Annotated in this window: 13 protein-coding genes; 4 read left to right on the plus strand and 9 right to left on the minus strand. The window is 62.9% G+C overall.

Features of this window, described 5'->3' with window-relative positions; genetic code table 11:
• Positions 1–23: 23 nt before the first annotated feature.
• From GcLGCM259_RS12570 to GcLGCM259_RS12595, 6 genes are all read right to left on the minus strand, one after another.
• Positions 24–1,625, minus strand: coding sequence for a sulfatase family protein (locus GcLGCM259_RS12570; protein WP_138175797.1), 1,602 nt, complete (start codon positions 1,623–1,625; stop codon positions 24–26).
• Positions 1,622–2,443, minus strand: a complete 822-nt coding sequence (locus tag GcLGCM259_RS12575) for an ABC transporter ATP-binding protein (RefSeq protein ID WP_054820595.1) — start codon at positions 2,441–2,443, stop codon at positions 1,622–1,624. The genes GcLGCM259_RS12570 and GcLGCM259_RS12575 overlap by 4 nt, the downstream gene beginning before the upstream one ends.
• Positions 2,440–3,216, minus strand: a complete 777-nt coding sequence (locus GcLGCM259_RS12580) for an ABC transporter permease (RefSeq protein ID WP_054820594.1) — start codon at positions 3,214–3,216, stop codon at positions 2,440–2,442. Before GcLGCM259_RS12580 ends, GcLGCM259_RS12575 begins: the two co-directional genes overlap by 4 nt.
• Positions 3,213–4,079, minus strand: a complete 867-nt coding sequence (locus GcLGCM259_RS12585; RefSeq protein WP_246049894.1) for an ABC transporter permease — start codon at positions 4,077–4,079, stop codon at positions 3,213–3,215. The genes GcLGCM259_RS12580 and GcLGCM259_RS12585 overlap by 4 nt, the downstream gene beginning before the upstream one ends.
• On the minus strand, positions 4,051–5,052 hold the full coding sequence (locus GcLGCM259_RS12590; RefSeq protein WP_138926806.1) for an ABC transporter substrate-binding protein: 1,002 nt from the start codon (positions 5,050–5,052) through the stop codon (positions 4,051–4,053). Before GcLGCM259_RS12590 ends, GcLGCM259_RS12585 begins: the two co-directional genes overlap by 29 nt.
• A 183-nt stretch (positions 5,053–5,235) precedes the next feature.
• Positions 5,236–6,819 (minus strand): amidohydrolase, encoded by a 1,584-nt coding sequence (locus GcLGCM259_RS12595; RefSeq protein ID WP_246049588.1) that lies wholly within the window; start codon positions 6,817–6,819, stop codon positions 5,236–5,238.
• A 314-nt stretch (positions 6,820–7,133) separates the two neighbouring features.
• On the opposite strand from GcLGCM259_RS12595, the gene GcLGCM259_RS12600 reads away from it, so the two are divergent.
• From GcLGCM259_RS12600 to GcLGCM259_RS12615, 4 genes are all read left to right on the plus strand, one after another.
• Positions 7,134–7,781 (plus strand): TetR/AcrR family transcriptional regulator, encoded by a 648-nt coding sequence (locus GcLGCM259_RS12600; RefSeq protein ID WP_138926808.1) that lies wholly within the window; start codon positions 7,134–7,136, stop codon positions 7,779–7,781.
• Positions 7,778–8,737, plus strand: a complete 960-nt coding sequence (locus GcLGCM259_RS12605) for a formylglycine-generating enzyme family protein (RefSeq protein ID WP_138926809.1) — start codon at positions 7,778–7,780, stop codon at positions 8,735–8,737. Before GcLGCM259_RS12600 ends, GcLGCM259_RS12605 begins: the two co-directional genes overlap by 4 nt.
• 39 nt (positions 8,738–8,776) lie before the next feature.
• Positions 8,777–9,193, plus strand: a complete 417-nt coding sequence (locus tag GcLGCM259_RS12610; RefSeq protein ID WP_138926810.1) for a helix-turn-helix domain-containing protein — start codon at positions 8,777–8,779, stop codon at positions 9,191–9,193.
• 145 nt (positions 9,194–9,338) lie between these two features.
• The gene (locus tag GcLGCM259_RS12615; RefSeq protein ID WP_138926811.1) at positions 9,339–10,586 is read left to right on the plus strand and encodes an aminotransferase-like domain-containing protein; all 1,248 of its coding nucleotides are present in this window, start codon (positions 9,339–9,341) and stop codon (positions 10,584–10,586) included.
• 119 nt (positions 10,587–10,705) lie between these two features.
• Here the strand turns inward: GcLGCM259_RS12615 and GcLGCM259_RS12620 are convergent, their stop codons facing one another.
• Genes GcLGCM259_RS12620 through GcLGCM259_RS12630 form a run of 3 tightly spaced genes read right to left on the minus strand, consistent with a single transcriptional unit; the run spans position 10,706 to position 14,228 of the window.
• The gene (locus GcLGCM259_RS12620; RefSeq protein WP_342773560.1) at positions 10,706–11,491 is read right to left on the minus strand and encodes an IclR family transcriptional regulator domain-containing protein; all 786 of its coding nucleotides are present in this window, start codon (positions 11,489–11,491) and stop codon (positions 10,706–10,708) included.
• Positions 11,492–11,514: 23 nt separating this feature from the next.
• The gene (locus GcLGCM259_RS12625) at positions 11,515–13,356 is read right to left on the minus strand and encodes a bifunctional sugar phosphate isomerase/epimerase/4-hydroxyphenylpyruvate dioxygenase family protein (protein WP_138926812.1); all 1,842 of its coding nucleotides are present in this window, start codon (positions 13,354–13,356) and stop codon (positions 11,515–11,517) included.
• On the minus strand, positions 13,356–14,228 hold the full coding sequence (locus GcLGCM259_RS12630; RefSeq protein WP_138926813.1) for a shikimate dehydrogenase: 873 nt from the start codon (positions 14,226–14,228) through the stop codon (positions 13,356–13,358). Before GcLGCM259_RS12630 ends, GcLGCM259_RS12625 begins: the two co-directional genes overlap by 1 nt.
• Positions 14,229–14,298 lie beyond the last annotated feature (70 nt).

The following is a 14,298-nucleotide window of genomic DNA, read 5'->3' on the forward strand; positions in this document are numbered from 1 at the left end:
CGTCCTACCTCGTTTTCGCTCCATTAGGCGGCTGCTGTGGGACGCGACCGTGCTGTTGCCAGGTTGACCAATTGTTCGCTCAAGGCGGTCTGCAGGCGATGGGCCAGTTGAGTCCCCTCCACGGTGCCGGCGAGGTTCTGCAGTTCATCAGGGTCCGATCGATGGTCGTAGAGTTCGCTGATTGGCGTTCCCATGTACCGGGTCAGACGGCCCTCGCTCGTGATTACAGTTCGCATGCGCACCGGGGCGGGAAGTCCGTCGAGGGAGAACGGCTGGTCCTCCTCGATGAGCAGTGCTTCTGCTCCGGTTCCCAGCGCAAGGTTCCCGTGACCGTCGACCAGGCTGCGGCCCTGGATACCGCGAAATGCCGGCACGCCAGCCAAGTCGAGCATGGTCGGTGCGAAGTCAGCACTGGAAACCAGTTCGCTGCTCCGGCGTTGATCGTCTTGCCCGGGAACGCGGATGATTAGGGGAACACGCGTCACCGCCCGATAGTGGGAGAAGTGCTTGAGCATCAAGCCATGGTCCCCAAAGAGGTCCCCGTGGTCCGCGGTAAACACAACAATGGTGTCCTCCGCCTGACCGGTCTCCTGCAGTGTCTCCAGCACCTTGCCGATCTGCTCATCCATGAACTCAATCAGCCCATACTGTGCGGCCGCGGCGGCCCGATACTGGTCTTCGGTCACGGCGAAAGTCATGGTCGGATCGCTGTTCGGCGTTCCGCGTTGTTGATGCATGCGACGAATGTGTTCGGGGGACCGGGCATGATCCTGGTCGAACCCCACCGGGAGTGTCAAGTTCTTCGGGTCGTACCGGCGCGCGTACTCACGTGGCGGCGCGAATGGGTGGTGTGGGTCCGGGAACGAAACGAACATGAAGAACGGTTCGTCGTCGCGTGCGGCGGCCCGCACGCGTTCCACCGCCTTCTCGCCAATGTAGCTGGTGGGATGCACCTCGGCGGGAATCGCGGAGGTATAGACCTGTTCCCAGCTGGCCAGAACATCGGACCCCGCTGCCGGGCCCCCCAGTTCCCGTGGCTCGACTCCCTTTCCACGAGCCCAATGCAGCCAATGCCCGCCGGGGGCGTCTCCGTGACCGATGACCAGGTCTACGTCCTGGTAGCCGTAATAGTCATCGGGCATCGCGACGTATCCGGCTTCATGTCGTGCACGGTTCTCCCATTGGTCCCAACCGGGTTCACGCCGTGCGACGACGGCATCGGGCAGTTCGGGATCGAGAAGTCCCGGTGCGCTTTCCAGGATTTGCTGCCGCTGTTCCGGTTCGAAGTCCCATCCCATGTTTTGGTGATGGAGTTTTCCCACAGCGCTCGTGCGGTAGCCGCAGCGGGAAAGCTGGCGCACGAAGGTGGAGGCATCAGGATTCACTGGAATCCCGTTGTACTGTGTGCCATGCCCGCTAGGCCAGCGGCCCGTGAGCAGGCTGGCCCGGTTCGGCATGCAGGTGGGGTTCGCGACATGCGCGGAGTCGTAAACGGTTGAAGACGCCGCCAACCGGTCCAAGTTCGGTGTGCGCACCTCGGTGTTGCCGTAGGCTCCCAGGTGATCCGCCCGCAGCTGGTCCGCAATAAACACCAGAATGTTGGGGGACTTGCTCTTTGGGCTCATACCTGGGCCTCCCGGATCAGGGAGAGCACCTTGGTGCGCTGCTCAGAGAATTCGGGCAAGGCGCGGGTGGTGATCTGGTTACGGGACCGCGGAAGGTCCACGTCCATGACTTCCAAGACGGTGGCGGGCTTATGCCCGATCGCGACAATTCGGTCGGAGAGGTAGACCGCTTCATCGATGTCGTGCGTTACCAGCAAGATCGTCATCCCCAATTCATCACGAATCTTGAGGCAGAGGTCCTCCAGCTCAAAACGGGTTTGTGCATCAACGGAGGCGAAGGGTTCGTCCATGATGAGGATCTCGGGGCGGTAGGCCAAGGCCCGGGCGATCGCCACACGCTGCTGCATGCCGCCCGAGAGCTGCCAGGGATAGCGCTTTGCGGCGTGGCTCAAACCGACTTCGGCGAGGGCCGCTTCCACTCGGGCGCTGACCTCCGTCGCGGGAAGGCGCAGGTGCCGAAGGGGTAGGCGCAAGTTTTTCTCGACCGTCAGCCACGGCATCAGCGAGCGCGAGTAGTCCTGGAACACCAACGCCATTTCCGCTGGCGGGCCACTGACCACCTTGCCGTCAATCTTCATGCTGCCGCCGCTGCAGGAATGCAGCCCGGCAAGGCACTTCAGCAACGTCGTTTTGCCAACCCCGGAAGGGCCAACGATGCACACCATTTCCCCGGCGTTGACGCTGAACGACAGGTTTTCGATGACCTCGACCGATTTTGGACCCGTGCCGTAGGTTTTGGCTAGTGCCTCGACTTGCAGTCGCGGCACCCGTGTCGTGGGCTCGGTGTGCTGAGTCGGGTTGTCAATCGTGGAGTTCACTGTACTTTCTCCAGTTTCTTGGATCCGATGTACCAGGACAAGGCCCGGTTCTTGAAGATGTCAAAGACCATATTGCTGGCGAAGCCGATGAAACCCAGCAAGAGAATCCCGGCCCACATGTCCGCAGCCATGAAGGTCTGTTGGGCCAACAGCGTCATGGCACCGATCCCCTGTGCAGTGCCCATCATCTCCGAGGCGATCATGACGATGAACGCCACCAACAAACTGACCTGCATGCCCGCTGCAATCTGCGGTCCGGCGGAGGGAAGATACACGGACATGAGCCGGTCGCGGCGGGACAGCTGGTACACGGTGCACACATCCTTCAAGGAAGAATCCACCGCTTTGATGCCATCCATGGTGGCGATCATGGTGGGAAAGACCGCGGCGATCACGATGGAAGCAATACGCATCTCGTCACCAAAACCGACCAAGGTGATTAGAATCGGCACCAGCGCCACCGGCGGAATCCCGCGCAACAGGTGCAGGCTGGGTTCGAACATGGCCCGCAACAACGGGACCGTAGCCAGGACGAACCCGATCAATACACCGAGCACTACCGCGATAAGGAACCCCAGAACGAGATTTTTCATACTCGGCAGAATGTCACTGACAAAGTGCTCGAATAACCATAGATCGGCGAAGCGGGAAAGAATTTGCCGCAGGGGTGGGAAGAAGGCATTGGTCGATGAGTTGGAAGCTCCGAACCAGGCAGCGATCAAAACAATCGGAGTCAGTACCGCCAACGTGAGGTTGAGAAGATGCCGTTTCACTTTGCTTCCTCCCTGAAGGCCGGATGCCAGTGCAGAACCTTGCGTTCAATCAAGACGGCCCCATTCTGGGCAAGCAACCCGAGCACACCCAGCACCAACACCAGTGCGTACACCCGAGGAAAGTCCCCTGCCGCCTGGGCGCCATAAATGCTACTGCCCAATCCTGGAGCACCGCCAAGGAGCCCGGCGACCACAACGATAATGAGCGCCGAGGGGGCGCCGATGCGAACGGAGGTGCCGATATAAGGGGACGCCGAGGGCAACGTGATGCGCCACAGGCGTTCGGCGGGCCCCATGCCGAAGGATCGTGCAGTGTTGGTTGCGACCGGGTCGGTGTCGTTGACGCCCGCGATGACCTGAATTGTGGTGGACAGGACCGTTCCGATGAGCACCAGTACCAACGCCATCTGGCTGGTCGGCCCCCAGATCATGACGCAAAGTGGCAAGACGACGATCGGCGGGATTGGTTTGAGAAATTCTACGACTGCCAGGGTCGCGTAGCGCACCGTGCTCAGGGAGCCGATAAGCAGCCCCAGGATGACTCCGGCGACTATCGAAAGTACAAGTCCGAGCAGGGCGAGCCAGATCGTGATGGCCGTTTCACTCCAGAATTCGGAGCTGGCAAGCAGTTGGGTCAGTTCCCCCAACGTCGCGCTGACGGTGGGTAGTCCCGTACCGAAGATTCCCGCGGCGGCTGTTGCCTGCCATAGCCCGAGGAGCAGCAGTGCTCCCAGTGCGCCAAGTGCTGCTTTCGTTGCCGGAGTTTCCAGGGTATTTGCTGTCCTTGCGGTCGTCCGGCGCGCGGGGGTTGCCCTCCGGCCGCTCATCCGCGGGCTAGTTTGCACTGAAGATGACGGAGTCATCAAGATCCACTCCCTTCGGAAGGTAACCGAGCTGCACCAGCTGTTCATCCACGTGGGTCAGGTCATCAAGGGCAACTTCGGATGGCCAGTAGTTATCCGCCCCGGTGCTGATGGTTTGCTCATCGATCCCGGTGATCTTGGCGGCCTTCTTCTCCATTTCCTCCTGGTGTTCATTGGCATAGGCGTTGGCCTTCACGATGGCACGTTGGAAACCGGCCATGGCTTCGGGGTTCTGCTCCACCTTTTCGCCGCCGGCAACCCATAGGCCCACGGCGCCGGGCCCGAAGAATTCCAGTCCTGGACTCCCGAGCAGATCCATGCCCTCGGCCCCGGCATTTGTAGAGAACGGGGCAACGAGGCCGGCGGCATCTACCCGTGATTGCTGCAACGACTGCAGCGAGCTGGCGGGGTCGAGCACCATCCAGTTGATCTTTGAAGGATCTCCACCGTCCTTGCTCACCATGTTGGCGATGGTGACTTCCAGCTGGGCCTTTCGAGCTGGCACTGCCACCTTCCTGCCTTCCAGATCCTTGGCTCGGCTGATCCCGCTGTTGGGGCGCACGAAGAGGCCCGTGTCATCGACCTTGGCCGGTGCCTCATCCTTCAGGGCTGCGGCGTCGTAACCGTCAGCGGGACCGACCACCTTGAGATCCACGGATTGGGACATTGCGTTGATCAGCGGGATGGAAGGGGTATATGCCAGGTCCAGCTGACCGGATTGGGCTGCGGCGATGCCCGCTGGCGGGTTTGCGACGACGGTGGTCTTCACTTCGAGGCCCTCGTCGGCAAAGTAGCCCTTCTCAATGGCGGTGTTGATCGCAGCGTCGGAGGCAATGCCGATGGTGCCGACGTTCAGCGTAATGTTCCCGTCCGCGTTCGGCTCGGCTGCCGCCTGATCCTGAGAGGAACATGCGGTGAGGCTGGCCCCCAAGGCCAGTGAGGTAACAACAGCTGCAAGTGTTTTCGTTTTCATGGAGGTACCTATCGGGTGAGAAATCAGTGGTGTAAATGGTGCGCAGTTGGGCTCGCGCCCCTGATCGGGAAAATGGTTCGGACCCACAAGCGGCTCTGCGCCTGAACCGTGACGCTGGCAATCTTTTGCGAGGTCCCGGTGGCGTTGCTAGCAATTGCCTGATACGACCGGGGTTCCCGGCCTTCAGCCCCGTTCGTAGACGACGTTCCCGCCCACGATGGTGTAGCTGGTGGGGTTATTCAGCAGCTCTTCCACCCGGGCACTGAGCGGGTCGCGCAAAATGCACAGGTCGGCTAGATATCCCTCACGGATCCAGCCCTTGTCCTGCTCAGCGTGGTCTTGCCAGGCTGGAGTTTGGGTCATCATCGCCAAGGCTTGGGCCTGGGTGAGCCGTTCCGGCTCCCCGTCTCCCGGTCCCGCGCTGGTGTTGCGGGTAACTGCGGCAATAACGCTCTGGCGCCAGTCGGGACTGGTCACCGGTGAGTCGGAAGCCAATGAAACACCGACTCCCCGTTCTGCCGCTGTGGCCAGGGGCTGCTGCGCTTCGAAGCGTTGCTGTCCGAGGAGCCTTTGCATCAGCGCTCCAGCTTCCGAGCGGATCGAGGGATTGGTGCTGTAACCGATACCGGCTCGGGCCATGCGTTGCAGAACGGAGTTGTCAGCGAATGCTCCATGTATGACGTAGTGCCGATTGTTTTTGGCCCCGCGCGGATCCGGTAGTGACTCGACGGCCTCGATAAACGCCTCGGTGGCCGCGTCTCCGGTGGCATGGACACCGGCCTGCAAACCTGCGGCGTCGATGTGTGCAAGAATCGCACGAAACTGGTCGACGCGATCTTCGTCGCTCGTTCCCTCAAGCACTAATGCGCCGTGCCCGTGGCCGCAGGGGAGCTGATACTCGTCATGGAACCAAGCTGTGCCTGAGCGTGGGATGCCGTCAGCGAAAACCTTGACCCCTGCGATACGGAGGCGCAAGGGGTCAACATCTTCGGCCAGGGCGGGTAGAGCGCTCTCAAGCCCCTCGCGCACCGACTGCGCCGACTCACCGCCGGTGCCAGCAAAGAGCAGCAGGCAATTCACCCGCAAGCTCAGCAGGCCATCCCGTGCGAGCTCCGTCAGGATCTGCAACGATGGCGTGTCACAGCTGGCAGCCATGAGAGTTCGACCTCCGGGCCCCAGTCCGGGATCCGTCAGTGAAGTGACGCCCAACATATGCAGTTCGTCTTGGAACCGCAGGAACGCTTGACGCAGTTGGTCTTCGGCAAATGGCGGCAGGGAATCGTTGACCAGGCGCATGGCTGCGTCTGCGAATCGGCCATTGACGCTGCCGTCGTGGTTTCGACCCACTACTCCCCCAGGCACGTCCGGAACTTTTTCTCCCAGATCCAGGCGACGAAGCGCTTCACCGTTCACCATCACCTGGTGGCCGGAGGCATCGAAGGCAACTACCGGTGTATCAGGCCGAGCCGTGGCCAGGTTCTCGCTGCCATCGGTTCCCAGCACCGCTTCATCCCATCCGGCAGCGCGTACCCAGCCGCCGGGGTCGGGGGAAGCTGCCTCAATGCGGTCAACGACTTCTTGCCAGGACTGCGCATCCTTGAGCTGAAGGTGCGCGTATCGGGTCATCGCACTGGCGGCAAAATGCAGGTGACCATCATTGATGCCGGGCAAGATTGCCCCACCCTGTGCATCGATGATCCTCGTCGATCCATCGGCCAGCTGCAGCAATTCGTCACCACCGGTGGCGGTGATTCGGCCATCGCTCATCGCAACCGCGCTCGGCCTTCCGGCCACCTCCGTAGCGTTTGCCCCAGAGTCAAGACCGAGCTCAGGTACAACTCCTCCGTGCACGATCAACTGTGCCGCCATGCCGTCGCCTCCCTCGTCATTCTCGCCAACGAAATGTGATCCGCCTTACAACTTCCAGTAGTATGTCAAATGACTTAGTCACTTGACCAGCTTTTGTTGGAAAATGTTAAAAATCAGTGCTTCATCGGCTGATGAACAGCGAGAAACAGTGCTTGGGTTAGGGTCATATCAGGCGTGGATCTTTCCTGGCCGGGCAATGAAAGGAATGAAGTATGGCGCGAGTTTCGGTCGAAGAGCGTAGCCGTCAGTTCATCGAAGCTGCTGCCCGCGTCATCGCAGCTGAGGGAATGGCAGCGGCAACGACCCGTCGAATAGCCGCTGAAGCAGGCGCCCCACTCGCTGCCCTGCATTACTGTTTCCGGAACAAGGATGAACTACTCAACGAGGTCTACAACTACCTAAGCCGGGACTACGCGCGCGAGCTTGACCCGATGCCCGGTCCCACGAGTCTGGATGACGCAGTTGAACGACACATCCGGCGTATCTGGCGGCGCATGCTATCCGCCCCGCATGAGCAGGTCACGACCTTTGAACTGCTCCTGCGTTCAACCCGACTCGTGGATGAACAGGAAATTGCCGCGGCAAGGACGATCAATCGTTCCATGTATGGCGCATGGATCACCTCCACCAGCGCGATCTTCCGCAGTGCCGCTGAAGCAATGGGCGAAGCTGCCCATATCGATTTTGATACCGTCTCGCGGATGGTGATCGCAGGGATCGACGGCATCAGTCTGCAGCATCTTTCGGACCCGGATGAGGAACGCACCGATCGGCTCATCGACGCGCTCTGCGATTCAGTCAAGCATTTGCTGCACCAGCAAATCGACACCCCGCGTACCGAGCCGGCCCCACGATCATGAGCTGTTGCCGCCCGAGTCCCAGAGCAACTGGGTCACCGTCAGGACCCGCAGCCGTTGGCTCATCGTCCGGTTCGGTGCTCGTAAACAGTCGATCACCTGGACTGCATGCGCTAGCTCAGGTTCATCTACCCTCCGGCAGCTTCGAGATGGGCGACCATTTTGCTGAAGGTTATCCAGCCGACGGTGAGTTGCCACTACACCGGGTTCAGGTTTCTGGATTTTCCATGGACGCCACCCTGGTCACCAACGAGCAATTTGCTTGTTTTACTGAAGCCACCGGTTACCTAACGGAATCTGAGCGGCTCGGATACTCAGCAGTCTTTCGCGGATATCTCAGCGCACCGAGCTCCGATGTCATCGGATCCGCAACTGGGACATCGTGGTGGCTCGGGGTTCGCGGAGCGAACTGGCGCCATCCCACCGGCCGCGGCTCTTCCTGGCAGGACCTCGCGGATCATCCGGTCGTCCAGGTTTCATGGAATGACGCGATGGCCTACTGCCGCTGGGCTGGGCGGGCGCTGCCCACCGAGGCCCAGTGGGAATACGCCGCGCGTGGGTTGGTCAAGGGGCAGCGCTACGCGTGGGGCAACGAATTGATGCCGGGAGGTCGGCATCAGTGCAACATCTGGCAGGGGAACTTCCCCCAGCACAATTCCGCCGAGGACGGCTACACAGGCACTTCTCCGGTCAAAAGCTATCCGCCCAACCCCGTAGGACTCTTCGACGTTGCCGGGAACGCATGGGAATGGTGCAGCGATTGGTTCCTCCCCAAGTACTATCGCAATAGCCCGCTCAAGGATCCGACCGGCCCCACGATCGGAGATGGGAGGGTTCTTCGCGGCGGCTCCCACCTCTGCCACGATTCCTACTGCAACCGCTACCGCGTGTCGGCGCGCAGTCATAATTCGCCCGACTCGGCCAGCAGCAATACCGGTTTTCGTACCGTCAACAGGTGAAGCAGTGCGGCCCACCGGCAACTGGGGCAAGATGGAAGTATGGCTTCCCCCACCGCTGCATTAAGTAAGGTACGCACCTTCGACGCGCTAGAAGATAAACAGGCCAAGAAGCTGGCCCGCGCCCTGGCTGAGGCACAAGACACGACAGTCTTCGTCAACGGAACGGCCCTGCAGCTGCCAGCCGCCGCACAACAGGTCCTATTGGAGGCGCTGCGCCGGCTTTCGGAAGGAGAAGCGGTCAGCATCGGTACCCCCGAGCTGCTGCTCAATACCTCGCAGGCCGCGCAGATGGCCGGCATCTCCAACAGCTATCTTCGCAAGCTGACCGATTCGGGCATCATTCCCGTTGAGTATCGGGGGACGCACCGCCGGATCCGCCCGGCCAGCATTGAGGCCTGGCTGGCCAGCCGCGAACAACCCCCGACCGGTCGGCAGGATGACAAAAGCCAGAATTGACGCCAACTAGTGCCAAGCGTGCGTTTTCCTGCCAGAATACTTAAGTAGTTCATCGGAAAACTTCGGCAGTGTCGCCGCCCACCGGGTTCCTCGCGCGGGCTTCCCGGACGCCACCGCCGACACGCCACGCTAGTTGAGGAGCACCATGTCGGTCTCACCCGCCAACGAGTCCATCATCGCCCAGCACGAAACCCTGTTCTCCGAACGCGCCGCCGGCATCAAACAGTCGGCCGTCCGCGACGTTTTCGAGCTGTCATTGGACCCCTCACTCGTTTCCCTTGCCGGAGGCAACCCCTACCTGCAGTCTCTTCCCCTGGCGAAGCTGGGCGAGATCGCCCGGCGCATCATCGTTGAGCAGGGGCCGGTGGCCCTGCAATACGGTTCGGGCCTGGGCACCGAGGAGCTACGCGGCCAGATTCTGGAGGTCATGGCGGCCGAAGGCATCCACAACGTCGACTTCGATGACGTGGTGGTGACCAACGGTTCCCAGTCCGCCCAGGACATGGCCTGCAAGGTCTTCTGCGATCCCGGCGACACCGTGCTTTGCGAGGACCCGACCTATGTCGGGGCCCTGAACACCTTTGAGGCCTACCAGGTCAAGGCAGCCCCGGTGCTGACCGACGAGGACGGAATTGTCCCCGAAGCCCTGGAACGTCGCATCGAGGAACTACGCGCTGCCGGGGAACGGGTGAAGTTCCTGTACACCATCCCGAACTTCAACAATCCCTCGGGGATCACCCTGGCCGCCGAACGGCGCCAACGCGTCGTTGACATCTGCCGCGCCGCCGGAGTGCTGGTGCTGGAGGACAACCCGTACGGCATGCTGCGTTACGAGGGCGAGCCCGCCCCCACGCTGCGCAGCCTGGATCCGCAGAACGTCATCTACATGGGCTCGTTTTCCAAGATCCTCTCCCCCGGCCTGCGCATTGGCTGGGCCGCGGTTCCCACGCACCTGTTCCGGCGCTTCTACCTGGCCGGGGAGGCGGTGGCGCTGTGCCCACCGACGCTGAATCAGATGATCATCAGCGACTACCTGAAGGAACACGACTGGCGGGGCCAGATCGATGACTACCGCCAGCTGTATGCGGCACGCCGTGATGCCATGCTCAGCGCACTGGAGCAGTACCTGCCCGAGGGTATCAGCTACACCCGCCCGGAAGGCGGGTTCTTCATCTGGCTGACCCTGCCGCAGGGCATCGACACCTACCAACTGTTGCAGGAGGGCGTGAAGTCCGGGGTTATCTTCATCCCCGGCGCCGCCTTCAGCCCGGGAGAGGAGTCCAGCAACAAACTGCGCCTGGCATTTTGCGCGGTGGACGAGCCGACCATCACCGAGGGCGTGAAGCGCCTTTCGGCCCTGCTTGAACGGGAGATTGCGGCGCTTTCCGCCTAGCCGCCCAGCCGTGGACGAGCAGGGCGCATTGCCGTTGCACCGCTCGTCCACGGCCCGCTGTCCGGCCCGGCCGCCGCTCTGCGACCTGCGCGTCTCCTGGCCAAGGAGGGTTGGCGCAGCTAGTTCGCGGCGATCCGCCCGCCGAAGTCATCAGCAATGTCCCGGGCGGTCTGCAGCATCAGGGGAATCATCTGCTCGGTAATGGAATCCGAGCCAACCCGCCCGGGCTGCACGGAGACGTTCAGGGCCCCGAGCAGCTGCTGGCCGCGATACACCGGAACCGCCAGGCCGCGCAGCCCCTCGTCCAGCTCCTGGGCGACCATCGACCACCCCTGGTCCGCCACCAGTTCCAGCTCCTCGCGCAGCTCATCGATGCTCGCCACGGTTTTGGAGGTGTAATGGGTCAACTCGATCCGCGAAAGGAACCGTTCCCGCTCATCGTGCGGCAGCCCTGCCATCAGTACCCGGCCCATGGAGGTGACCCAGGCGGGCATCCGGTTGCCGATGGCGGTGTTCAGCGAGTGCAGGCGCGGGGAAAGCACCCGCTCGACGTACAGGATGTCCTGCCCGTCCAGCACGCACAGCGAGGTGGTTTCCTCCAGCTCGCGGGCCAGGCGCTGCAGGTGCGGGGCCGCGACCTGCGGCAGCGTCAGCCCGGAGAGATAGGAGGCCCCGATGTCCAGCACCCTGGGGGTTTGGCGGAACGCGTTGCCCACGCTTTCCAGGTAGCCCAAATCCACAAGGGTCAGCAGGAAACGCCGGGCGGTGGCCCGGGTGACGTCGGTGGCCGCGGCCACCTGGGACACCGTCAGGGGGTCGCTTTGCGCGGAGAAGGCCAGCAGCACCGCCAGGGTCTTCTCGGCCGACTTCACGTAGTAGTCTGGTTGTTCGGCCACGCGCAGCATCCCCGCTTCCACTTTGTCGTTGGTTATCGACCGGTGAGGCGGTTCCTTTCGAACTGCGCCGCCAGCCGTATCGGGGCGTTCGGCGCCCCGTACCCATCGTAGCCGTCACGGCGTTCCACGACTTCGAAGAACAGATTTCCCACGGTGGCGGTGTAGAAGTGCAGGAACACGCCGTGCTCGTCCCGGTCGAAGAGCAGATTCAGTTCGCGCAGCGTCTGCAGCTGCTCTTCGGACAGCTCGAAGCGGGAAGCCAGGTCCTCATAGTAGTTTTCCGGCACGGGCAGGAACTCCATGCCGGCCTGCACCGCCCGGCGCGCCAGCGCGATGATGTCGGTGGTGGCCACCGCGATGTGCTCCGGGTATTCGTGGTTGCGCTCGATGGTCGCCTCCAGGCCCTGGGGCACGATGTTCAGGGCCAGGCGCACCGCGGCGTCGGGGGTGCGCAGCACCTGGGAACGCACCAGCCCCATGGGGCTGGGGACCTCGGTTCCGGCGATGGCCTGCAGGTTCAACGTGCTGGTGTAGAACAGCACGGATTCATCGAATGCCTGCCAGGGCTGGGCGAGGTTCACGTGGTCAATTCCGGTGATCGGCCCGGCCGGGGTGGCCGGGGTGCCAACCCCGAATTCCGCCTCCCAGGCGGCGGTGGCCTGGGGGCTGGAGAAGAAGACCTCGGTGTCATCCGGGGCGAGGAACCCGGTCAGCTCCTGTTCGTCACTGGTGTGGTGCCGCGGGACCACCGGGGCCAGCAGTGCTCGGGCGCGCTCGGTGCTCGGTCGTGCGTCGGGCACCTGGATCCCGAAGCCCGAGACCTGGGCGGTGACCCCGCGGCTGCGCTGGGTGTTGATGATGATGCGCGCGTTGCCGGCCTTCCACAGCTGGACCGGCTTGCGCCGGTGCTGGCCGTGGAAGCTGAAGCCCAGTTGGGCCAGCATCCCGGCGACCAGTTCGGGGTCCTCGGTGCGGATCTCGGCGTAGTCGAACCCTTCCGGCGCCTGCGCCTCGGGCAGGGCGCGCAGCTGCAACGGATAGCCGTTGGCTTCGCTGCCCATCAGTTCCATGGTGCGGTCCTGCAGCCAGATCAGTGAGCGCAGCCCGTCCACGGCGGTGCGCACGACATTGGATTGGCGGAAGACGTCATTGAAGATTTCCAACGACACGATCCCGTCATAGCCTGAGCGCACCAGCTGGGCCATGAACTGATCCAGCTGGAAGCCGCCTTCGCCCGGGAACACCCGGTAGTGGCGGGACCAGGAGAGCACATCCAATTTCATGGCCGGGGCATCGGCCAGCTGGACAAAGAAGATCTTCTCCCCCGGGATCCGGGCAATGTCCGCCGGGTCATCCCCGCGGGAGAGGATGTGGAAGGAGTCCAGGCAGATCCCCACGTTTGGCCGGTCCACCAGCTGGGCGATGCGCCAGGAGTGCTGGTAGGTGTTCACGTACTTGCCCCAGGCCAGCGCCTCGTAGGCAATGCGCACGTGGTAGCGCTCTGCCAGGTCGGCCAACTGGCGGATCTGGTCGGCAAACAATTCGTCATCGTTGATGGTGGCGGTGGCGACATTGGAGCACAGCAGGATCAGATCCATGCCCAGGCGCTGCATCAGCTTGAACTTTTCCTCGGCCCGGCGCAGGTTGGCCGCCAGCGTGGCCGGGTCGACCCCTTCAAAGTCGCGGAACGGCTGGAACAAGTCCAGGCTCAGTCCCAGACGCTGGGCCAGGGCGCGGACCTCCTCCGGGGACTTGGGGCTGACGGTCAGGTCCTGTTCAAAGATCTCGATGCCGTCGAACCCGGCCTTGGCGCAGGCGAGCATCTTTTCCTCCAGGGTGCCGGAGAGGCAGACGGTGGCGATGGAGGTGCGCATCAGAGTCCGGCCTCCAGCATCTGCAGCAGGTGTTCACGCATCCGGACGGCATCGGGGCGGATTCCGGTGATGATCTCGAACGCGTCCACGGCCTGACCCACCGCCATGTTGCCGCCATCGAGCACCCGGCAGCCGCGTTCCCGCGCGGTGGTGATCAGTTCGGTGTCCACCGGACGGTAGACGCAGTCCGCCACCCAGTGGCGGGGTTCGAGGTTTGTCAGTTCCAGCGGCAGGCCCGGATGATGGTGCATGCCAATCGGGCTGGCGTTCAGCAGCCCGTCCACCTGCGCCAGCAGCTGCGGAGCCTGCTGGGGCGTGGCGGTGCTGATCTGCCGGTTAGGGAAATTCTGGCTCAACGCGGCCGCACGTTGCCCGGCGCGTTGCTCATCCGGGTCAACGAGGATCAGGTGGCGCACCCCGGAATCCAGCAGAGCGTAGGCAACGGCCGCCCCGGCACCGCCAGCCCCCAGCTGCAGCACGGTCTCCAGCGGCACCTGCGGCAGCCCGGTGGCCAGTGCCCAGCCAAACCCGGAGGCGTCGGTGTTGTGCCCGTGGAACTTCCCGTCCCGGATCACCACGGTGTTCACGGCCCCGATGCTGGCCGCGTTCGGGCTGATCTCATCCAGGTGTTCCATCACCAGCTGCTTGCAGGGGTGGGTGATGTTGAAGGCGTTGTAGCCCAGCTCCGCGGCGGCGCGCAGCAGCTGCCCCACGTCCTGGGCGGGGCGATGGATTTCGGTCAGGTCAATGGGCCGGTAAAGATAGCGCAGCCGGTGCTGATCGGCTTCGCGTTCATGCAGCGGCGGGGTCAGCGAGGGCATGACGCCGTCGCCGATCAGACCGACCAGATAGGACTGTGCTGTGGTGCTCACCGGGTGCTCCCCATTCTCGTTCTTCAACCCTTCACCCGACCCGCCGGATGGGGCGGGTCAGTTGCTGCTG

Source organism: Glutamicibacter creatinolyticus (genome assembly GCF_006094275.1).
GTDB lineage: Bacteria > Actinomycetota > Actinomycetes > Actinomycetales > Micrococcaceae > Glutamicibacter > Glutamicibacter creatinolyticus.

What these genes read in the sequence shown, in the direction of transcription:
- GcLGCM259_RS12570 (WP_138175797.1), bottom strand. Translation starts at nt 1,625, where the DNA reads ATGAGCCCAAAGAGCAAGTCCCCCAACATTCTGGTGTTTATTGCGGAC.
- GcLGCM259_RS12585 (WP_246049894.1), bottom strand. Translation starts at nt 4,079, where the DNA reads ATGACTCCGTCATCTTCAGTGCAAACTAGCCCGCGGATGAGCGGCCGG.
- GcLGCM259_RS12590 (WP_138926806.1), bottom strand. Translation starts at nt 5,052, where the DNA reads ATGAAAACGAAAACACTTGCAGCTGTTGTTACCTCACTGGCCTTGGGG.
- GcLGCM259_RS12595 (WP_246049588.1), bottom strand. Translation starts at nt 6,819, where the DNA reads ATGAGCGATGGCCGAATCACCGCCACCGGTGGTGACGAATTGCTGCAG.
- GcLGCM259_RS12600 (WP_138926808.1), top strand. Translation starts at nt 7,134, where the DNA reads ATGGCGCGAGTTTCGGTCGAAGAGCGTAGCCGTCAGTTCATCGAAGCT.
- GcLGCM259_RS12605 (WP_138926809.1), top strand. Translation starts at nt 7,778, where the DNA reads ATGAGCTGTTGCCGCCCGAGTCCCAGAGCAACTGGGTCACCGTCAGGA.
- GcLGCM259_RS12610 (WP_138926810.1), top strand. Translation starts at nt 8,777, where the DNA reads ATGGCTTCCCCCACCGCTGCATTAAGTAAGGTACGCACCTTCGACGCG.
- GcLGCM259_RS12615 (WP_138926811.1), top strand. Translation starts at nt 9,339, where the DNA reads ATGTCGGTCTCACCCGCCAACGAGTCCATCATCGCCCAGCACGAAACC.
- GcLGCM259_RS12620 (WP_342773560.1), bottom strand. Translation starts at nt 11,491, where the DNA reads ATGCTGCGCGTGGCCGAACAACCAGACTACTACGTGAAGTCGGCCGAG.
- GcLGCM259_RS12625 (WP_138926812.1), bottom strand. Translation starts at nt 13,356, where the DNA reads ATGCGCACCTCCATCGCCACCGTCTGCCTCTCCGGCACCCTGGAGGAA.